Annotated in this window: 11 protein-coding genes and 1 pseudogene; 10 read left to right on the top strand and 2 right to left on the bottom strand. The window is 67.1% G+C overall.

What is annotated here, in order from left to right; all coding sequences use genetic code 11:
* Window positions 1-1,004: 1,004 nt before the first annotated feature.
* The 5 genes from ACGFNN_RS21625 to ACGFNN_RS21605 all read left to right on the top strand — a co-directional run bounded on the left by ACGFNN_RS21625 (window position 1,005) and on the right by ACGFNN_RS21605 (window position 7,159).
* A complete protein-coding gene (locus ACGFNN_RS21625) occupies window positions 1,005-1,559 on the top strand; it encodes a hypothetical protein (protein ID WP_393558024.1) in 555 nt (184 codons plus the stop codon).
* Between the two features lie 55 nt (window positions 1,560-1,614).
* Window positions 1,615-2,562 (top strand): hypothetical protein, encoded by a 948-nt coding sequence (locus ACGFNN_RS21620; RefSeq protein ID WP_393558022.1) that lies wholly within the window; start codon window positions 1,615-1,617, stop codon window positions 2,560-2,562.
* Between the two features lie 88 nt (window positions 2,563-2,650).
* Entirely contained in the window at window positions 2,651-3,304 is a 654-nt protein-coding gene (locus ACGFNN_RS21615; protein ID WP_393558020.1) for a hypothetical protein, read from the top strand.
* A 54-nt stretch (window positions 3,305-3,358) separates the two neighbouring features.
* A complete protein-coding gene (locus tag ACGFNN_RS21610; protein WP_393558018.1) occupies window positions 3,359-3,598 on the top strand; it encodes a hypothetical protein in 240 nt (79 codons plus the stop codon).
* Between the two features lie 306 nt (window positions 3,599-3,904).
* Window positions 3,905-7,159: an N-6 DNA methylase gene (locus tag ACGFNN_RS21605; protein ID WP_393558016.1), complete on the top strand. Its 3,255-nt coding sequence runs from the start codon at window positions 3,905-3,907 to the stop codon at window positions 7,157-7,159.
* A gap of 714 nt (window positions 7,160-7,873) precedes the next feature.
* Here ACGFNN_RS21605 and ACGFNN_RS21600 read toward each other — a convergent pair.
* Window positions 7,874-9,280: a hypothetical protein gene (locus tag ACGFNN_RS21600; protein ID WP_388232603.1), complete on the bottom strand. Its 1,407-nt coding sequence runs from the start codon at window positions 9,278-9,280 to the stop codon at window positions 7,874-7,876.
* Between the two features lie 299 nt (window positions 9,281-9,579).
* On the opposite strand from ACGFNN_RS21600, the gene ACGFNN_RS21595 reads away from it, so the two are divergent.
* Window positions 9,580-15,012, top strand: coding sequence for a sacsin N-terminal ATP-binding-like domain-containing protein (locus ACGFNN_RS21595; RefSeq protein WP_393558014.1), 5,433 nt, complete (start codon window positions 9,580-9,582; stop codon window positions 15,010-15,012).
* A 48-nt stretch (window positions 15,013-15,060) separates the two neighbouring features.
* Here ACGFNN_RS21595 and ACGFNN_RS21590 read toward each other — a convergent pair whose 3' ends face one another.
* Window positions 15,061-15,234: a hypothetical protein gene (locus ACGFNN_RS21590; RefSeq protein WP_393558012.1), complete on the bottom strand. Its 174-nt coding sequence runs from the start codon at window positions 15,232-15,234 to the stop codon at window positions 15,061-15,063.
* Window positions 15,235-15,785: 551 nt separating this feature from the next.
* Here ACGFNN_RS21590 and ACGFNN_RS21585 point away from each other — a divergent pair.
* The 4 genes and pseudogenes from ACGFNN_RS21585 to ACGFNN_RS21570 all read left to right on the top strand — a co-directional run.
* Window positions 15,786-15,962 (top strand): annotated as a pseudogene (locus ACGFNN_RS21585) (helix-turn-helix domain-containing protein); the annotation flags it as partial.
* A 222-nt stretch (window positions 15,963-16,184) separates the two neighbouring features.
* On the top strand, window positions 16,185-17,012 hold the full coding sequence (locus tag ACGFNN_RS21580) for a hypothetical protein (RefSeq protein WP_393558466.1): 828 nt from the start codon (window positions 16,185-16,187) through the stop codon (window positions 17,010-17,012).
* A gap of 59 nt (window positions 17,013-17,071) precedes the next feature.
* Window positions 17,072-18,322 (top strand): hypothetical protein, encoded by a 1,251-nt coding sequence (locus tag ACGFNN_RS21575; protein WP_393558442.1) that lies wholly within the window; start codon window positions 17,072-17,074, stop codon window positions 18,320-18,322.
* The gene (locus ACGFNN_RS21570; RefSeq protein WP_393558010.1) at window positions 18,319-21,618 is read left to right on the top strand and encodes a hypothetical protein; all 3,300 of its coding nucleotides are present in this window, start codon (window positions 18,319-18,321) and stop codon (window positions 21,616-21,618) included. The genes ACGFNN_RS21575 and ACGFNN_RS21570 overlap by 4 nt, the downstream gene beginning before the upstream one ends.
* The last annotated feature ends 85 nt before the right edge of the window (window positions 21,619-21,703 follow it).

Genomic DNA, 21,703 nt, shown 5'->3' with positions numbered 1-21,703 from the left:
GCTGCCTCCCCACGGTGACGAACCATCAGCGACAGCGTCGAACGAGCGTCAAGACAGTCGGCTCTCCTCTGCTCCAAGACCACGCCGCAGCCCCCGACATCCCGGAACGGCCCAAAGAAGCCCTGGTCAGGCGGCCTGCACAAGCGCTCCGTGCGCTTCACGGCGTGCACTTCGGGAAACAGGTCGAGCACCACCGGCCGCACCTGAAGAACCATAGAAATCCGCAGGTCAGAGCCTCTTTGCAGCAGGCTCAAGAATAGCTACACACTCCACGTGCGACGTCATCGGAAAGGGATCGACCTGGACGGGTCACGAAAAAGCCCAGGTCAGAGGCAGTCTATCCGCCCGCCGTCCCGCGTACGGGAACTCGGAGCGTCAAACGAGCGTCACGCCAGACGGTTTCTACTCGCGCTTCGGGACAGGCCGCCCGCGCCCGAGCGCGCCAGCTGCGGCGGACGAGAGGGAACGGGTGGAATTCAGCGAGCAGTGCTTAATCAGGTCTGGCGTTAATGTCTGGTGCGGAGCACGTTGCAGATATGAGGTCTGGACAGGTGGAGCGGCTTCACTGAGGAGAACGACGGCTGACGTCCGGTCGGCTGATCGACGGTTGCCGAGGAGCGACCGACGACAGTGGCGACGCCAACGGCGACGCCCAGCTCGTACCCGAGCTCACCGAGCCGGCCAGCTCTCCCGAGGTTTGCCCCCCACCCCCGACCCTGGGGAGTTCCTGGGTGTGGTTCGCCCTGGGGCCGGGTCTTTAAAATCCATCGCCCTGTACTACAGGCGGCGGTACGGTCCTCGGCATGGCTCGTACCTGTGTCTTCTGTAGCGCCACTCCGCTAACGAAGGAGCACACACTCCCCAGGTGGCTCAAGTCTGCGTTGCCGCCCGGCGGCTCTCGGGCCCTCCACATCAGAGAGACAGAATCAACCCGGGTCCAACACGTCGCCTCGGCTCTCGACGCCACAGTCAAGATCGTTTGTGCATCCTGCAACAACGGATGGATGAATAGACTCGAAAACGAGGTGCGTCCGTTCCTGCCCGACTTGATCAACGGACGAGCGGTCACGCTGACCCCAGAGGACCAGAGGGCGCTGGCCTCTTGGTCCCTAAAGACCATGTTCATGTTCTCAGGCCAGAACAAGCATCCCAGGTTGGAGATGCTGCCGCTGAAGGACTGTGCCGCCTTCTATCACGATCGTGAGCCTAGTCGCTTCATGATCACCAGAATCGGTGCCATGGAGCCCTGGGAGAACGACGAGGGTTCAGCCATGGTGGAATTCTTTTGCCCTCAGTACAGCGGGCCAGACCCTACCGCGAACCCGACGTATATCTCGACACTGAGGATCGGCTGGTTGTTGATTCAGCTGGTCCGGGCCGGGTCCCTCAGTGACGATCAGGTTCTCGCGCCCTTCGACCCTCATCCCATGTTCCATCCGCTGTGGCCTGTCGGCGCCACGCTGACGTGGCCGCCGCTGAAACCGCTACCAGCAGCCCAAATGGCGGCCATCGCCTGCCCGCCCACTCTGCCGATTCAGGTGGGGCAGCCGTCAGCTTAGATGGACCGCACGTAACCCGTCGCGGGTGTGGCACAGGTGCCGCTACCGTCCCGACATGGACGATTCGCTCTTGTCTGAGAGCTTTTACCAGGGCGCCAAGAAGGCCGCCCACAAGGCCATGGACGACCATGGCCGCCCGGAGTACGACGAGTTCGCGCTCCACGCCGGTGTCGCGGTCGAGAAGCTCGCCAAGGCGGCCCTCGCCGCGAAGAATCCGGTCTACGTCGCGGAGATCCGCAATAACAGTGCGGACATGGTCATGCATCTCGGCGGACATGTTCAGTTGGACGAGGAGAAAGTCCGCACTGTCGGGGCCACGGAGGCCATCAGGCGACTCCGAAAGATCGGTGTGCTCAAGGCCGATACCGATCTCGACTTGCTGATCGAGATACGCAACGGCGCAGCCCATGCTGCATCGGACAGCACCCTGGCCAAGGGGATGATCACTCCACTCGCCCGGACGATCGAGACGCTGCTTGACGAGCTCAGCAAGCCGCTGGTCGAGTTCTGGGAACGGTGGACGGAACCGGTCAAGAACGCTGTGAACGAGCAAGAGGACCAGGTCTTCCGCGAGGTTCAGCTCCGGATGGTCCAGGCCCGGCACGCGTTCGAGGACCGGTTCGTGGGTCTCCCGGCGGAGGTAAAGGAAGGCGCTCTCAAGGCACCCCAGCCCCGCAAGGAGGAGTGGTTCGCCAAGCCGATAGAGGTCAGGGACGGAGACCTGCTCGTCCTGAAGACCTCGGGCGGCAACTGCCCGGCCTGTGGCGGTCAGGGCCTCCTCACCTTCGAGCCGATTGGCCATACGGCCACGGAGACGACGTTCACCGCGAACGGTTTCGGCTGCTACCTGTGCAACTTCGAAGTGCACGGTCCGGACGAGATGGCCGCCCTGCGGAAGGTCAACACCCCCGGACTGACCACCACGGTGTCCGTATCCCACGGTCCCACCCTCCCCCCGGAGGAACAGGCACGCCTCGTGATCGGCGAGACCAGGACAGGCTGATCGTCACGTCGAAGGCCCCGGCTCCCAGAGTCGGGGCCGCGTCTTCTTAAATTCGATCCTGTACTACAGGGGCGGATACCGTCCCTTCATGGACGATTCGCTCTCGTTCGAGAGCTTCTGCGAGGGTGCCAAGAAGGCCGCGCACCGGGCCATGGAGGACCACGGGCGCGAGGAGTACGACGAGTTCGCGCTGCACGCCGGTGTGGCCGTGGAGCGCCTCGCCAAGGCCGTCTTGGTTTCGAAGAATCCGGTCTACATCGTGGAGATCAGGGGCAACGCCAGCGTGGACATGCTGTTCCACATGGGCGGTCACCGAAAGGCGAAGAAAGTCCGCACGATTGGGGCATCAGAGGCGATATCTCGTCTACGAACGCTGGAGGTCCTGGCTCTGGACAAGGAGCTGGACATGCTGATCGATGTGCGGAATGGCGTTGCCCACACGGGGAGCGAAGAGGACGCCAAGGACTTCCTGCCGATCCTCGCCAAGACCGTCGAAACGCTGCTCGGGGACCTCGGAGGCCCGCTGGCCGCCTTCTGGGGCCGGTGGACGACCGCTGCCCGCATGGCCGTGGACAACAAGCGCGGCGAGATCTATCGGAACGTGCAGGTCAGAATCAGGCAGGCGAAACACCGGTATGACGATCGGTTCTCAGACCTTCCTGAACATCTTCAGGACCGTCTTGCAGTCGAGCAGTTGGAGCTGGGCGGCTTCGGGGTGCGCTTCGCGGAGAACGGCGTTTAGATCGCGATCCGCGAGCCGTGTCCAGCTTGTAGGAGCGCAGCCCACGTTCTCTCAGTGAACCAGGGCACGGAGGAGACCCCCCACTTCACGGTCATTGCCCTGCGTTGCCCCATGTGCTATTTGAAGCTGGCCACTCGGGATGAGCTTGAAGCCTCTGGGGTCGACGTCAAGCATGCTGATGATCTGGCCGCGTTCCAGGTCTCAACGTTTTTCGATGGTGCAGTGCCCTCAGAGAAGACCTTCCGCATGAAGATTGAGCAGTTCCTGGGCACCGAAACTGTCGATCTGGATTGATCTTCTCCCCCGAAGCCCCGGTCCCCAGGCCGGGGCCTTTCGCATGCCCAGACCCACGCCGGATCTTCCTGCGCACACCCACGCAAGGAGCTCCCCTAGATCCCTGACCTGATCGCGCTCCTGGCCGCAGCCGAAGAGGCGAGCGGCGGACCCGATGTCGGCACGATCCTCGGCAGCTTCGTCCAGTACGGCATGGTCAGCGTGTTCGCCCTCCTGCTCGTCCTCGGCGTCGTCGTTCGTGGGCCGACCCGGCCACCGCCATGGGATGATCAGTCCCATGGAGGGCACCGGCCTGCGGAGGACAGCATGAGTGACGGCACCGGGCATCTGTCCAAGCTCGTCTGGTCGGTGGCCGATCTGCTGCGCGGCGACTTCAAGTCTTCCGAGTACGGGCGGGTGATCCTGCCGTTCACGGTGCTGCGTCGGCTGGACTGCCTGCTGGCCCCGAGCCGGCAGGCGGTGCTCGATGAGGCCGAGCGCACCGACGGCGAGCAGGAGCGTGAGCAGCGCCTGACGGCCGCCTCGGGTTGGCCCTTCTACAACTCCAGCCGGTTCTCCATGGAGAGCGTGCTCAGCGATCCGGAGAACGCCGACCGGTTGCTCCTGGCCTATGTCGACGGGTACTCCCGAAACGTCAGGGAACTGCTGGACGGCTTCGAGTTCGAGCGGACCGTCACCCGCCTACACCAGGCCCGACTCCTCTACCGCGTCGTCGCGCAGTTCGTGTCGATCGACCTGGGACAGATGATCACCGACGACCACATGGAGAGCCTCTTCGAGGAGCTCGTCCGGCGGTTCGCGGAGAGCGGCAACGAGGCGAGCGGGGAGCACTACACCCCCCGGGACGTCGCCCACCTGATGGCAGGCTTCCTCGTTGCCGCCGACTCGGACCTCCTGACGTCGCCGCATGCCGTCCGCACTATCCTGGATCCGGCCTGCGGGACGGCCGGCCTGCTGACCGAGGCTGCCTCGTACATCGCGTTAATGAACCCCCAGGCGGACGTCACGCTGTACGGCCAGGAGATCAACCGGGAGTCATGGGCGATCTCCCGTGCCACCATGATGACCAGTGGCCGCCGGGCCTCGACGATCGCCTTCGGGAACGTCTTCGCCGAGGACGGGCACCAGGGAACCGCCTTCGACTACCTCCTCGCCAATCCGCCGTTCGGCGTCGACTGGAAGAAGAGCGAGTACGCGGTCCGGTCGGAGCACGAGCAGCTCGGTTTCGCGGGCCGCTTCGGAGCCGGTCTTCCCCGGATCAACGACGGCTCACTGCTCTTCCTCCAGCACATGCTGGCGAAGATGAAGCCGGTGAGCGCCTCGGGCGAGGGCGGCAGCCGAATCGCGGTCATCTTCAACGGCTCCCCGATGTACGTCGGTGGTGCGGGGTCCGGCGAATCGGACATCCGGCGGTGGATCGTGGAGAGCGACTGGCTCGAGGCCGTGGTCGCGCTGCCCGACCTCCTCTTCCCCAATACCGGCATCAGCACCTACCTGTGGGTCCTCAGCAACCGCAAGCCGGCACAGCGCAGGGGCCAGGTGTTGCTGCTGAACGCTCAGGACCAGTGGCAGCGGATGCGTCGCTCCATCGGCTCTAAGCGCAAATACATCACGTCGGACCAGATCGCCGAGATCACCGGGCTCTACCTGGACACCTTGTCTGCCGACTCCGCCCAGCAGCCGGACGACCGGGTCCGCATGGTCTCCACCCACGAACTGATGTACCAGCGCGTCACGATCGATCAACCGCTGCGGCTCAGGTACGAGCTGTCCGAGGAGGTCCTGACTCGGCTCGCCGAATCGCGCGTGATCCAGAAGACCCATGATCCCGCTGCCCTGGTGGCCGCCCTGCGTCCGCTGGTCGGCTCGACGTGGACGAGGGGCCAGGAGGCCGTCACGGCGCTGCGCCGGGCGGTCGCCTCGGCCGGCGTGAGCTGGCCGCGCGGGAAGGTCTTCGAGGCGGCGGTCCGCAAGGCCGTCGGCGTACGCGATGGCGACGGAGAGCCGCAGCGGATCGGCGAGGCGTACGAGCCGGATCCCGAGCTGCGCGAGTTCGTCCACCTGCCGCTGCAGGTGGATCCGATGGACCACCTCCGACGCGAAGTGCACCCGACCGCTCCGGACGCCTGGATCGACGACAGCAGGACGCGGGTGGGTTGCGAGATCCCATCCGCGCTCTTCTACCGACCGGAACTCGACGGCCAATTCGAACTGCTGCGTAACCTGGCCAGGTTGGAGACCACCCGGGTCCACCCGCCGCAAAGGGGCCAGGAGCAGGAGGACGGCGCGGACCGGCCCAAGCACCTGCGCGCACAAGACCTCCACGAGGCGGACTCGGCCGTTGAGCTCCCCGACGCGCCGGAGGATGGGGGAGCGCTGACCCTGTGCTCGGGCGGCATGCTCGTCGGACGGCCGGGGAACTGGCGCCTGCTGCCGCAGGGCTTCGGCGAGGCGGCGACCTCGCTCTTCGTGCTGCAGCCGCTCCGCGGCAGCGGCCAGGCGCTCTGCGAGTGGTTGAACTCCCGCAAGGACAACGGTCAGTACCCCAGCGCTCGGGATCTGTTGGACACGCACGTCCCCGTCGAGCTGGTGACCGACAGCGAGGTGGAGAGCCTCCTGGAGACCGTGCAGGAGGGACGGCGCGCACTGCGGACCACGATGTCGGGAATCCTGCCCAACGTCTTCGGCAGCGGCGAACGGGACGTCCAGGGGGTTCGGAACGAGATCAGGTTCGCCGCCCACGAAGCCGGCCTGATCGGCGAACTCGTACGCCCGCTGGACGACCCGATCTCGCGCGCCGAGTGGAGCTTTCCGCACCACGCAGCCGCGCTGTCCCGTCGGTACCGGGTCAGCACGCACCCGGCGGAGCGGAAGGACGGACTGCTCAAGCTGGGCGAGGGCCTGGCCCGGGTGCTGGGCGTGCTGGCGCTCACCGAGCTGGCCGCGTCAAACGGCTTCTCCCGGAACCTGCGCAAGCAGTTTCGGACCGGCGCCACCTTCGGCACCTGGCTCTGGATCCTCGATCGGCTGGAGGCCGAGGGAATCGAGCCCCGCATCCAACAGCTCGCCACCGTGCGCGACCGGGGAAACGCACGCGCCCTACTGGGCCACGTCAAGGACTTCAGGAACACCTCGCACCATGCGCACGGCGTCCGCGCCAGCCACCAACTAGCTGAAGACGTCGAGCGACTGGAACCGCACATCGTGCGGGCGATCAGCGCGGTCAGCTGGCTCTCCGGGACGCCCTGGGACTGGGTGGAGCGGTGCGAGTACCTCGACGAGGGCTCGTACCGGATAGTCGGGCTCCGGCTGAGGGGCAGCCACCCGAGCTGGGAGCCGTTCGAGCGGTCGAGCACCCAGCCGCTTCGGCCCGACCGCATCTACGTGGACAGTGCCCCGTACGGGGCTCCGGTCGATCTCTGGCCGTTCGCTGTCGTCAGCCTGTGCGAGGAGTGTCGGACCCGGGAGCTCTTCCTGCTCAATGAAGTCCGGGACGACCAGCTGACGCTCCGCAGCCTGGAGGAGCATTCGCTGGAGATGACGTACGGCCCGCCCGAGTAGCGGCGAGGGCGAGGCTCAGCGACCTGGCGCGACTGCGCCGGGATGGGACCGGGTCTAGGCGATGCCCACCTCCAGCCGATCCGGTTTCACGATCTCCGACGTTCCAGACCATGACCACCAACGATTAGAACTACGACTTACCCACCGCGGAAGGCGACACCAACACCGCACCGATCGGCACCTCGTCTCCACCTACCGGGCACCCGTCGCCGGAGACTCCTGTACCGGAGTCATGGCCCTCTACCAAAACGGCACCCTCATGGGAACCGACACCAACCACAGCCCCCAGTACGACTCCTCACTCCCTCGACCGTCGGCGGCTGCATCACCAGCGCTTCGGCCACAACCCCGTACCTGGCCTTCCCCGGTTCCGTGGCCGACGTCCACGTCTACCCGCGGACACTGACGGCCGCCGAGGTCGGCGCACTGCGATGACCACCACCCCCGCCGGGCCCCGCCGCTCCCACCAGGAGCGGCGTGGGCCGGCCACGTCGCCCATCCCGCCGATCAGTGACAGAGAGTCCTGGCCGCCCCGCCACAACGGCAGCCCGTACCGCCCGGTCTGCCAGAGGGACGCCAGGTCCGGCGCGTCATGAGGCCCGGCACCGGCCGTCAGTGCTGGTGGTCGCGACCACCGTCCGGCTAGAGGCTGACTACCCTCAGGCACGTCCCGGCCGCGTACGAGACCCGAGGTAAGACGGGCTTCCCGCAGTCTCAGGTGAGGACGATGTCGGCGGGGCGGCTCCGCGGTGAGGTAGTGGCGAAGAAGGCGTGCAGGGGCCGGTCGATGTGTTGTTCGCGTCCGGTTCCCTGGGCAGCGGCATCAAGCAGAGGCGCGAGGTCGCCGGTGTCGGCTGGGGTTAGGACGAGCCAGCGCAGGATGATCTGCAGGGTCAGGAGCCGCAGGGCGCGCAACTCCTCAAGCTTCTCGTGCTCGCTCTGTTCTTTGATCTTGTCGCCGTGCACATAGCGGGATCGGGCGTCGTACGCGCGCCGGACGAGTGCTTCGGTTCGCTCGCGCTCGGTGGGGGTGAGGAATAGGGCAGCCGCGCGCGACCTGATACGGCTGGCGATGCCCTCGTCCTTGCCGTCATCGGGGCTGATCAACAGGGCTTCCAGGGCGATGACGTAGTCAAGGTACAGCTCGTCCGCTTCCACCTCCCAGATGCCGTAGTCGTCGTAGGTGCGCTGGTAGGCCGCCACAACATGTCGACCAGCGCGTTCAAGGCGCCGCGCACGCAGTTTGGGGACGCGCCGCGTATGGGTCAGACCGGCTGTGATGGCGTCGATCTTCTTCGTTATGGCTGTGCAGAAGGCAGTCAGAGCCGATAGGTGGATAGGCCGGACATGAAACTCTCCGGTGTCGCGGACCTCGACTTCTTCCTCTCGCCCTTGGCTGCCTGGGTAAACGCGGATGGTGGTGGGCACGGCGGGGGGATGTAGGTCGAAGCGGCGGCCATGCTGGACCGTGAAGACCGAGTCCACCCGCAACAATTCGTTGTCCCACAGCATCAGCGGGAGGAGGGCCTGCCAGTGCTGGGCTTCCGCCCTTGGGCCGGTGATGTCGAACCAGGTCGGACGGCGAGTGACCGTGCGACTCGGGTCGGGAACGTGAAGGAACGGCGCGCCGGCAATCAGGTCGAGATCGAGGCTCCAGGGGTGCAGGCCGTTCAGTGCAGGCGCCGGAACCGTCTGACGGAGCTCGTCGGCAGTGAAGGTCTGCAGAGTGTGCCGCCCCAGCGCGATCCGTGTTCTCTGGGGGAAGGTGGCGTTTAGGAGCAGCCATCGTTCAGGGACCCGTGCTTGGCCGGTGCAGAAGGTGACGAAGCTGTCGGCGACATCGGATACGGGGACTGATACCCCTTGGGCAATCAGCTGAGCTGCTTCAGCCAGACCGGACTCCACTAGCAGTGTCCGATGATCCAACATCCAGTCTCCCTTGACCTTGGCGTAGAGGTCGGGATGCTCGTCGCGGGGCGCTACGGCAGCCACTGCCATCACCACGTCCTCCCAGTGGGGCTGGAGCATCAGCATCACTATGGAATGGGATTTCGGCGAGAGGCTGCCCGCGTACTCGAGCCACGACAACACGGCATCGCGCAGGGGGAGATGCTTGCTCATGGGTCTGAAACTAGCCGCCCGCGTCAACCGTAGGCAGTGGTTTTCCAACGCGAAACCTGTAGCGGCTGGCGTTCTCGATGTACACGCAAGAATGGCATGCCTGGAACGTGTCCCGTTGGCTCTGGACCAGCTCGTTCCCCAAGCCGGTCTCCCCGCGCCGCGCCGTCCTCTCCTCACACCACGACGAACCACATCAAAAGTTCAGCGCCGAGCCATGCTCCACTCGGTAGCTCCCCGCGCCCGTCCGATGTCAGTGAGGTGGGATACCGTCCTCGCCACGCTGAGGTGAGGGGAGAACCATGGCGAGGAACGCCCGGGCCAAGCAGTTGCGGGAGTACGGCCTGTCGGTGCTGGAGGGGGCCCGGTCGGAGCAAGTGCTGCGCATGGCACGGCAAGTCAACGCAGCGTCGTACACGAGCGCGCGGGAGTACGCCGGCCGCTCGCTCTTCGAGTTGCTGCAGAACGGCTACGACGCGCATCCGAGGGACCGCCGCGGCGGACGGGTCCACGTCCTACTGGATGAGACGGAGGGCGAGTGGGGGACCTTGTACGTCGCCAACGGCGGCATGCCTTTCACCTGGCGGGACGTCGAGCGGGTCTGCGAGCTCGCGCAGAGCTCGAAGGAGGTGGGCGAGGGCATCGGGAACAAGGGGGTCGGATTCCGCAGCATCCTGCTAATCAGCGACGCGCCCGAGATCTACAGCGCAGACCCGGACAGCCCGCTCGGCCCGGAATTGGACGGATACTGTTTCCGCTTCGCGCAGAAGGTCGACGTGGAGGAATTCCTCGCCGGTGAGGAGAATGCTCACGAGGCGGCCTCCAAGTATCCGCCACTCCAGGCGCCCCTGCCGCTTGACGATGTACCCGCGACCTGTCGGCATCTGGCCGCCCAGGGGTACGTAACCGTCGTCCGGCTGCCCTTGCTGAGCGAGGCCGCCCGGGCCGAGGTACGGCTGCGGATGCGCGAGCTCGCGGGGTCGAAAGTACCCGTCATGCTGTTCCTCGACCGGCTCGCTGGCCTGACGCTGGAACGACGGGCTGCTGGTGGCGAGGCGGGCGAGTTGGACGACCGCCGAGAGGCACACGAGCGGTATGAGCTGACCCGCTCCGAGGACGGCTTCGCGGTGGCGCAGAACGGCACCGGGCCCGAACTCCCCGTCTCCTGTGCGACTGTGGACCTGGGGTCGGCCGGCACCTTTCTCGTATTCCGGGGCACCGTGGAGAAGGAACGGCTGAACAGCGCGCTAGCCGAGGCCGTGGGTTGCGGGCTCCTCGACGACACGTGGCAGGAGTGGAAGCGGTCGGCCGTCGTAGAGGTCGCGCTCCCGCTGCCCGCTGCCCGCCGCCCGCGACGCGGGCAGATCTACACCTTCCTGCCGATGGCTGAGGACCAGGCCGCGCCGTTCCCGGGGCACGTGAACGCCCCGTTCTTCACCACGTTCGACCGCACCGGGTTTCCCGCCGACAACCCCCTCAATGTGTTGCTGCTTGACGCGGTCGCCGAGACTTGTCTGGCGGCCGCTGCGGTACTGCGTACCGTGCCCGAGCCGTCCATGCGGCAGCTGGCCGTGGACCTGGTGAGCTGGGAGAGTGAGAGGGGTTCGGCGAGGCGCCTCCGCGCGGCGGCTCTGCGCGTGTACGGGAGCGAGCTCACCGACGTGCCGCTCGTGCCCGTCCTCTCCGCGGACGGCGCCCCGCCGGAGGCGGGCTGGGCCCCACCCCAGGACGCGGTCTTGTGGCCGGACCTCAACCTGACCGTCCTCACGGCGCACCGCGCGCACGAGTCTGAGATCGTGGTGGCGGACCCCGAGATCGGCGGCGACCGGCTGAAGCGGCTGGCCACCCTGTGCAAGACCCTCGCGTGCCCGTGGGAGCCGAGCCCGGAGATCCTTGCCGAGTACGTGGAACGGATCGTCGGGGGCCTTCCCCTCCCCCTGTCCGGTGAGTCCCTCGAGCAGTGGAGCGCGCTGTACGAGGACTTGGCTGCCCTCTTTGAGGACGATGGGCACGTTCTGCACGGCAAGCAGTTGCTGCTCGCGGAGGACTGCACCCTGCGGCCCACCAACCGCCCCCTCGAAAGGGCGGGTGCGGGCATAAGTACACGTGTACAGGGCAAGCCGAGCGGTCAGGGTGCCCGCCGCGAGGCGTTCTTCCAGCCGGTGCGTACGGAGGCGAACGAGACCGGCGCCCCGTCCGTCCCCGCCCTGCTCAGCAAGCGGTTGTTATCCCTGCACCCGGGGCTGGTCTGGAAGGACCGCGGCGAGCGTACGCGCGGGCGGGCCGCCCGCGCCTTCCTCGAACAGGAGGGGCTCGTCCGGCCGTACGACACGAGGGGGCTGCTGGACCACGTACGGCAGGCTCTCAGCGCGAGCACCGATCGCAGACTGCGACTCCAAACCCTGCGGTTCGTCTTCCGGTTGTGGCAGCCCAGGCGCTCGTTGGGCGGGACGGAGATCTCCTCGCTCGGACTGTACGTACCGTCGACGGACGGCCGACTGATCAGAGCGAGCGACGCCGTCTTCGGCCGGGGCTGGGGCCGCGCGTCCGTCGGTGAGGACCTGGCGGCGGTGGTCGCCGCCGGGCAGGACGTGTCGAAGAGCCTCAAGGCAATCGCCGGACGCCTCCTGGCCGTGCCCGAGGAGTTCGCCAAGCGGGGCGAGACTACCCCTGCGGAGTGGTGGGCGTTCCTGTTGGAGGCGGGGGTGGCCGACGGTCTGCTCCCGGTCAGGTCTCGCGACGCCTTGAGCCGGGTAGATCAAGGCCGGGAGCTCACCGCTCGGCAACTGATCCGCATGGCGAAGGTGTCTGCCGAGGTGCAGGAGCAGTGGGAGCCGTACGTCCGCAACTGGTCCAGTGCCTACTACCCTCGGACGCCGTACCGGGGAACCCCGGCCTGGCGGCTCCCCGGCCAGGACGTCGTCGGACGCCTCGGCCAGGAGGCCCGGCTGGCGTACGCACGGCTCGTTTTGCACGGCCTGGCCAGCTGGGACGACGCTAGGTTCACCAGCGTCTGGACCAGTGCCGGCAGCCAGAGTTCCCCGGATACGGAACGGGTCCCGACCCCGCTCGGCGCCTTCGTCCGGGAGCAGCCGTGGCTCCCGGTCCGGGGCCGCGACCGGGCCGTCCGGTTCGTCCGGCCGGCCGACGCCTGGCGCTGCCCGCCCGGGCTGGAGGAAGAGCCATCGTACGCGCCGACTGTCGATCATCGGCTGCGCCACCTTCTTGAACGCGGGAAGGCGGGCGACCGCCTGAGGGAGATGCGGCTGCCGACCTGGGACGACCCGCGAGACAGCGCCCGCCTCATCGCCGCGTTGGGGCAGCTTGCCGCGGAGGGCGCGTTGGGGGCCGAGGACCGGCCCGCCGCGCAGCGCGCCAACGAACGTGCCTGGAGGGACCTCGTACGGCGGCCCCTTCCTGCACTACCCAAGGGTGCCAGTATGCTCGCCGAGTCCGAGGACCGACTGATCAGCGTACCGCTGTCCGCCCTGGACGGCGGGGAAAGCGATGGCACTGGTGATGCCGGGACTGTGCTCTACGTCAGCGGCGAACGCGACGGCCTGACAGCCCTTCTGGTGCGGGAGATGGGGCGGCCCCTGCTCACCCTTCCCGGTGTCTCGGCGAAGGCCGTCGAGCTGCTGGCGACCGAACACCCCTCCAGCGTCCGGCATACAGACGACCTGATGTTCACGGTAACCGTGGACGGAACACGGGTGGACCCTGCGGCCATGGGAGAGCCACTGGTCCAGCAGTTGCCCTGGCTCACGCTGGCCGTGGGCGTCCTCTCCGACCACTTGGCGCGCGGCCCCCGGGCGAGCGAGGCCGAGCTGAGCGAGTTGGTTTCCCTGGTCAGGAGCGTACGACTGCACCGTTACCACTCCTGGGACATCGAACTCGACGGCCGCCCCGTGACGTTGCCGGGCCGCCTCGGCGGAGTGCTGCCGCTGCCCGATCCGAAGCATCCGCTCGTCCTCGCCCCGGCGGGCGAAGCGGGCTGGCCCGAGATCACCCGCGTCGTGGTGGCACTCGCCGAGCTGTTGGGACGACGGGAGTTCGGCGACCGGCTGCGCCTCGCGGCCCACCAGCTCGCCTCCCTTCACGCCGATCTACGCGACCCGAGCCAGGAGGAGCTCGCCGATGCCCTGGAAGTCACGGTCCACCAGGTCGAGGAGACGCGTCGCCGAATCGACGGGGCCATCGGCGTGGTCCTCGAACGATGCCGGCCCTTTCTCGTCCACCTACTTGGTTCGGAGGCGGCGGAGTCGTTGTTCCTGCCGCCGCCAGGCGACACCCGGGAGTTCCAGGCTCGCCTTGAAGAATACGCCGACGAACTCCCGTGCCTCGTATCCGAGTTCATCGTCAGGGCACGCGCGACCCGCGGTACGGACGAACTGCGGCGCGACCTGGGCATCGGATTCGCCGAGCTGAACGACACCCTGCGCACGATGAGCCCGCCCCTGGGTCCGATCAGCCACGCCGCTGAGCACGAGGAGGCACTCCGTACCTACCTGGACCTGCGTAAGAAGGAGTTCGTCAACCGGCTGCGCTGGGCGGTGCTGGAGGACTTCGACTCGCACCGTCCGATCCCGGACTGGCCTTCAACCCGGACCCTGGACTGGATCACCGCACCGGAGGCATGGGCGCACACCGTGGATACGGCCGACGCAGGGATACTGGAGGCATACCTGGAGGAGCGGCTGTCACTGCGCCTGGGCCGCCCGGTACCGTTGCCCCGGTCGGGCGAACGTCTGCCCGCCCTCGACCAGGTGCGCAGCGCGAACCTCCGCACAATCACCGGCCTGGCTGCCGACCTCGCGATCCTGATCAGAGCAGCCGGTCACTCCTTGCCCGCCGCCTTCACCGCAGCCGAGCCCGCCGAGGAGGTCACCGCGCGGCTGGACTCTGTGGGAGCGCTGGACTTCCGCCCCCTCTCCCCCACCGACGTCGCTAGCTGGCTGGTGACCATCGGCCAGTGGCCCGACGGAATGGCCGTGGCGACAGATCCCGCACAGCACGGATTGTCCGGGGCCGCCCTGGACCGGGTGCGCAATGCGGCGAAACACGAACGCCGGGAACGTGAGCGCAAGCGGCGGTCGATCTCCGTCGGCGGCCGCGACTTCGACGTCCACTCCGGTGACTTCACCGCCCTCACCCGCGAACTCGCCCGAGTCCTACAGAGCGGTTCGGCGCCGGGGATCGCCGTCGTGGGACCGCTCCGCTTCACGGACCCTCGCCCTCGGCCCGGACACACCCCGGCCGGCAGTCGCACACGCGGGTGGCGGTACGGAGGGGGCACGGACAGCGGGCTGACCACGGTCCAGCGGGAGGCCATCGGGTACGTGGGCGAGTGGTACGCGTACCAATGGCTGTGCGTGCACTACCCGGACCACGTGGACGAGACCAGCTGGGTCTCGGGTAACCGCCGTAAAGCCTTCCCCGGTCCGTCTGGTGACGACAGTCTCGGTTTCGACTTCCGGGTAGGCTCCGGCAGCCGGCCCTACCTCTACGAGGTGAAGGCCACTGTCGGCGAAGGAGGCCGCTTCGAGTTGGGAGAGAGCGAGGTCCGCGCGGCCCGCCAGCACGCGGGCAACGACCGTTGGCGCCTTCTGGTGGTCACCCACGCCCTCACTCCTCACAAGGTGGCCGTCCAGATGCTCCCCAACCCCTACGGGAAGCGCGGTCGGGGACGCTACCGCGAGGAGGGCGGGGCACTGCGCTTCTCGTACGTGCTCTGATCCTGACTTTCAACCCCGGCCAAAATGAGCCGAGGCCACAGAGCCTGATCAAGTTCCGGAGTCGAGTGGCTGGACCGGGGCGAAACGAAGGAAGGGGGTCTCGTTGCTCTTGTCCGCGATCTGCCGGTGCCCAAGGACGGTGCCCGCGTGGCTCACGGCGGCCAGGAGCCACACGGACTTGCGGCCGGGAACGCGGGATCCGTGCAGGATCTTCCCGTCCACCGCCACGACCCTCGACCGTGTCCCGGCCCGGCGGGAGTCGTCCCTAGACCAGAGGAACGCGCAGACCGCGGCATCGAGGGCGTCGCCGTTCGAGACGGCTGAGCAGCCGCATCACCGTGGTCGGGTGGGGCACTGAGACCGTCTTGCTGAGCGGGTCAGTCCGGGGTGCGTCCGCGATCCGCTCGGCGGTCGCGGTCGGGGACCGAGCGCCAGACAGATATCGCACGAAACGGGAGCCGTCATAATCGCAGTTCAAAGCGGGTATGCGGCCGATCCAGACGGCTGTTGGAGCCTGGAGCGACTCCAGCACGGAGCGGCACCCCCCGCTGGAGCGCTCAGGGCACTCTGACACTCCTACGCGGCTTGCGGCCAAACCGATGCTCGGCTCCTTCGCACCCTGCCACCGAGAGGCACGGACCGCGTGCCTCCTGAGGGGCGACCAGCCATGGCCCCATGCCCTGGACAGTAGATGCCCGCAACCACCTCAGCGGGGATCGAGATCCGCGCCGTGAACAGTTGCAGTGAACTGTTCACTACGTTTTGCTTCCGGTATGGCACAGTCCCTCCGTCCCCAGGCCCTGCAACGCCAACGATTGTTCAGAGACATGAGCGTGGAACAGCTCGCCGAGGCTGTAGGGGTTACGCCACGTGCTGTACGCCACTGGGAAGCGGGAACACGGACTGTTGGTGACCGAGCTTTCGGCCGATTGCTAGAGGTTCTGCGGTGTGGTGCGCAGGATCTGACAGGGCGCGAACCGGGTACCGAGAGCCTGGCCGACTTGCGTCGTGATGCTGGCTTGAGCACGGAAGAGGCCGCCTCAGCTCTACGACGCAAGCGTGGTGCACACGGTCTGCATATCAGCGCCGAGAAGATCCGCGATCTTGAACGCGGCAGACGTGTGCGCGGCTGGATGTGGGGATCTCCCGAGACCCTGGGGAGAGTGGCGCACATGATCGCCCAGGTCTATAGAGTCCCCGACCGGGTGGTGATGGATGCCTGGCGCCGCAGCCGCCCGGAGGACCCTCTCCCAGTGCTTCCCGTCCGACGTCCCCGTCAGCCTTCCGAGGAGTCGATGGCTGTATGGAGGGCCCTCAACGAGCGGCAACGTACCTATCTGACGTGCATCTTCCGTCACGACCAGGAGGTAGAGGAAGAACAGCGGATGGCCCGCTTGGTGGGAGCGGAACAGCGACCGGCAGCCGAATGGCGGCGCATGACGTTGGCGGTCTCCGCCTCGTCTGATGTAGTCGGGTACACCCGCATTCAGGAGGGGCTGCGCGCAGCGGGGGTACATGACCCAGGAGCTGGATCGTCGGTGGCCGCTTTGGAGCGGCGTGGCCTGATCGTCGTGTACCGGGACCGGCTGTATGTCGACGGTCTGGGGGATATCCCCCGTACCCGGGTGGAGATGACCCGGCACGGGCGAGCGGTGGCCCGTGCGGCCCTCGGGGCTCCCCGGGAAGCAGGACCACCTGCGCCGCTGCTGTCGTTGTGGCTCTGGAAGATCATGGTCCGGGTCGCGCGCGCCGGAGCGCAGGGGGTGGACGGCAGCCTCGCCGGGCGTGGGCCGCATTACCTGGCGGTGGGGCAAAGCCCTGATGGACGGACCCCGAGCCGGGGCTTCATCGTGTTGCGGCACCCCGACGGAGTGACTCACGGACCGTACCGGTGGTTCCTTACCGACTCCGGGCGAAGCCACATCGCCGACCACCTCGACGCCTACCGCGGCCTGTATCCCGGCATCGACACCGAGGGCCTCGACGAGAGCTCTGGCTGAACTCCCCTCGGGATTCCCAGGGCCCATTGTCAGTGGCCTGCCGTATGGTCCGGCACGTGATGCAAGCTGACGACACAACGGACATTCAGCAGACTCACGCACTGCTGGAAATCGTCAAGGCGTTCGCCGTGTGCGAGCACGCGATGGTCGGCGAGGGACTGGACGGGCCGAGACGCCTGGACCGCCTCATGGAGGCCCACGGCATCCTGATGGCGGCATGCGGCCCGGGGCACCTGATCCTGTTCGACGAACTGATGGGCAGGCTCACTGGCGACCGGGCTGGCTCCCTGGAAGGGCTGCTGCCCGACTGGATCGACAGCGAGGCTCTCGCTGGCGTGCGGCTCATGGACAGCGAGGGCGTTGCCACGGAGGACGGGTTCGACTTCCGGCACGAAGCCCAGCGCGTCCTGCGGGCCGCGCAGAAGGTCGGGAAGTTCACCGGGCAGGTAACGAAACCGAAGCTGGATGACGAGTACAGCCAGGAAGCCGTCTTCAGCGCGATCAAGGGCTCCTTCTACCAGAGGCACCGCACCACTCTGGTTGAGAACCCGACGGTGCCGACGGGCAGTCTCACGGAGCTCAAGCTGCCCTCCCGGGCGAACGACTTCTACAAGCCGATCGCCCAGTACGCGCAGTTCAACGGCTGGTGGTGGCCCTGCCCGGCCTGCAAGTGGCCGATGAAGGTGACAGCTGCCCGCACCGGCGCGCGCACAAGGGGCAGGGTGCGGTGTCTGTACCCCTGGCACGAGGAGACGGGCGCGTCGTACGAGTTCGTCGTGACCGCCCGGAAGAAGTCGGCCCCCGAACTGAGTCCGACGTTCGAATGCCGGGTCCCGTCCGGCCGGTTCGCACGCCTATGGACCGGGGCCGTACCGCACGTGCCGCAGGCCAAGCCGGCCGCAGAGTACATGGCGCTGGTACGGCCGGTGTGGCGCTACACCGTCATCCCTGGCCTACCCGAACTGGCCCTGCACCGAGCCGCCGCGGCGGCCCTGCAGGGAACCGCCTGGACATCACATCTGTGGCCCAACGGGGACCAGTGTGACCTGTGGATCACCCGCGAAGGAAGCGAACAGCCGCACTTTCCTGCTGACTTCAAGGACTACACCTGGCCGAATCACCTGGTCAGCAAACTTCATATGGACGGCGGCGATAAGGGCGGCGCCGAGTACCTGGTAGTGCCCGACCATCGCCAGGACCAGGTGGCCCAGCTCCACGCGGTGTGCCGCACATACAGGATGAAGGCGGCGATGACCGCGACGGACTACCTCGAGATGGTCATCACGCAGATCAAGGAGGGCAGGGCGTGAGCGGGGAGATGACGGGTAAGGAAGCCGGCCTGGCTGGAGCACTCGCTCTGGCCGCGCACTACTTTCCCCGCAAGGACGACGAGGGGCGCATCCTGGCCGGCTTCGAAGAAGCCACGTTCTTCGCCCACCGCAAGCCGCAGGCATGGTCGGATTGGGCGAGCTTGCCAGTGGCCGAGCGGAACCTGATCCGTCAGGTGATGGCCTTGATGGCTCCCGAATGGACGGATGCGAAGAAACTCAGGGCCGCCGTCCTCGCGCTCCTAGGCACCCTGGCCCCCGATCCCGACCTCGCGGACAGGTCGGGAGGTTCGCTGCGGCTGCCGGCCGGAGACCCACAGCTGGCCGAGGCGGTGATTCCCAGGGTGGGAGGGGATTTCCTCGGATACGCACAACGCGTCACCGGGCCGTTCTTCACCTTCGGCAAGCGCCCCAAGGCACAGGCGTTCGCGGGCCCAGGAACCCTCAAGACGAGGACGGCCTACCTGGGCCAAGAGCACGGCACGACCAGTAGAGAGATCCATATCCAGGCGACTCCCGGCTTCCTTGAAGCGCCCGGCCACGAGGTGCTCCCGCAGGTGCACACCCGCCCGCAGCGCGACCGGGTCGCGCCGACAGTGAACCAACTCCTGGATGTCGCCAAGATCCTTAGCGGCCAGGACAAGAGCCTCGCCTACCTGCACAAGGTGCTCAAGCGCTTCTTCAAGGCAATGAAGACGACCGACGGCGAGCTGACCGAACTGGACCTGACGTCCGGAGACCTGCAGGTCCTCAACGCCCCCACGGGAAGCGGCAAAACGGTACTCGTACGGGTCATGGCGTCCTGGGCAGCGCTCAACGACCGGCGAATCGCCCTCGCCGTCACCGATGTCCGCGCCACCCTGGACATGGCCTGGGACATCAACAACGACCTGGCCTATCTGCACAAGAACAAGCACCTAGCCGAGCCCGCTCACTGCACTCCGCTGATGTCCCCGTCGAGCATGCACCGGCGGGCCATGGACTACGCCGCCCTGGGTACCTCCACCCAGATCGACGAATGGGACCGGCGCGCCAGGACCGACATCGCGCTACTGTCGGCCGGCTGCGCGCAGCGGGCGTTGATGGACCCGCCCACCCTGTATCCGTACGGGGAGGAGAACTGCACCTCGCTGACCTCTCCGGCCACCGGCTCCACCCGGCTCACCTGCTCCTTCGCCCCGGTGTGCGGCAAGTTCCAGCAGTTCTACCGGGCCACCGACGCGGCCGTGATCGTCACCAACCACGCCAACCTCCTGGAAGGCCGCACACGCATCGGTGTCGTCCTGGACGGGCAGGAGTTCCGCGGCAAGGCACGTGGCACCAGGGGCATGAGCGTGCTGGAGATGACGCTGCGCGCCTGCGATGCGCTGGTGATCGATGAGATCGATGCCTTCCAGACGGCGGCCATCAGCCGCTGTACCTCGGAGCTCACTCTGGCTTCCCGGAAACGGACGACCGCGTTGCGGGAGATCGACTCGGACGCCAGGAACCTGCCCGTCGTCCATGAGATGGCCCTTGCAGCGCCGGTCAGCCATGCGCGGCTCATGGCCGAGATGCTGCTGCTGTGGCTCTGCTCAGGCAGCGGGCTCAGGCTGAACCCGGGCAACGAGGCGGACAGCCCTGACGGGGCCAGCCGCGACAACACCGGCTGGCGCCTGGCCCGCTCGAGGGACCGTGAAATCCTTCAGCTCCTGTTCCCCCACCAAACCGCGGCCGACGACGTTCCGCCCGAGCTGTTCGCCTTCCTCGACGAGATCATGCCCGCCCGCTGGTACGCGGCCGGACCGGATGAGGAGGCCAAGCTTCCCGACGGAGCCGACTGGGACGCCATCCAAACAGCCCTGACGATCCTCACCGCGCAGCGCGGCCAGGACCACCTCACCGACACTCGCGACGCGATGCGCACGCTCCTGCGTGAGCTCGTGCCCGATGCGCATCAGCAGGCCGCCGTGGTGAACCTGTTGATCACCCGCACCGTGCTACGGGAACTCGACAGCGCGCTGGACGAGCTGCGCATGCAGGCCCAGACCCTGCGCTATCTCGACCTGGGATCGGTCCGCAAGATCCTTGAAAGCATGCGCAGCAGCACGGTCGCCACCCTCTACCCCCTGGCCATGCTGGGCCGCTCCATCCACGGCTACCAGGTCAAGGGCATGGACAAAAAGGAGCAGGAAGCGGAACTCCTGTCACGTTCCTTCGGCGGCGATCCGCACACCTTCGTCAGCGAACTCGGCGGCCTCACCGCCCTGCTGGCGGCCGGCGTGCAGCGTCCCGTCATGGGCCTGTCCGCCACCGCCTACCTACCACAGGCCGTACAGGAACACATCCATGCCCCGGTCCGCTGGTGGCTCCCCGACACCCGTCCGGAGTCCATCGTCACCCTCGCCACGCCTGTACGGGGCAGCAGCGGGGATGCCATGAGGATCGGGGGTCTCCCGCCAGAGCTGAAGCCCAACGCACTGCGCGATCTCGGCCGGGGCCTGTACGAGCAGCAGCTCGCCAAGCGCCTGGCCCGCCTGGAGAAGCACGAACCGGAACGGGCCCGCGTCATCCTCGCCGTCAACTCCTATGAGCAGGCCGCCTACCTCGCCTCCGGGGTGGCACAGGCCGACGGGCTGAACCACCGGATCTGCCTGCTGGTGAAGAAGCCGGAGAAACAGAACTACGAGGAGCACCTACCTGCCCACGTGGACCGGATGGTCCGCGAAGAGCTCAAGGAGTTCCCCGACCGCGGAGAGATCCTTATCGCCCCCCTCGCCGTCATCGGCCGGGGCCTGAACATCGTCGTCGGAACGCGCTCGGCAGTCCGCGACATCTATCTGTGCGTCCGGCCTGTCCTGAGCATCGAGGACACCGACTGGCTGCACGCAAGCGTCAACGCCGCCGGTTACAACACCCTTCCCGCCGGCGGCAGCGACGAGCCCTTGGCCGTCCTGCGCGCAGCAGGCGAAGCCTCCTGGAAGCAACTCACCAAGATCCTTCGCTCCCCGGCCCGGTTCTCCAACATGGACCACGACCTGCGCAAGGAACTCGTCGCAGGAATGCTCGTCCTGCTCATCCAGCTCGCCGGCCGTGCCCGGCGGGGCGAGACCGACATGACCCTCCACATCGTGGACCACTCCATCCACGACAAGAAGTTCAGCTCCGACCTGGCCACGATCATCGAACAGATTTACCGCGACTGGACTCCGAAACAGCGCGACATCATGAATGAGCTCTACGGTCAAGCGCTTCAGGCATTCCTGACCTATGCAGGGCTCGACCGCGAGACGCTCTGAACTGACCACGCCCGTCGCCGCCTTGCCGCGGCGGAGACGGACCGCATCCTCTCCCAAACGGAGAGACCGAGAGACGAGGTACCCC

The organism is Streptomyces sp. NPDC048590, from assembly GCF_043199535.1.
GTDB lineage: Bacteria > Actinomycetota > Actinomycetes > Streptomycetales > Streptomycetaceae > Streptomyces.
The sequence above is the reverse complement of the archived record's forward strand: the minus strand, read 5'-3'. Positions and strand labels throughout refer to the sequence as shown.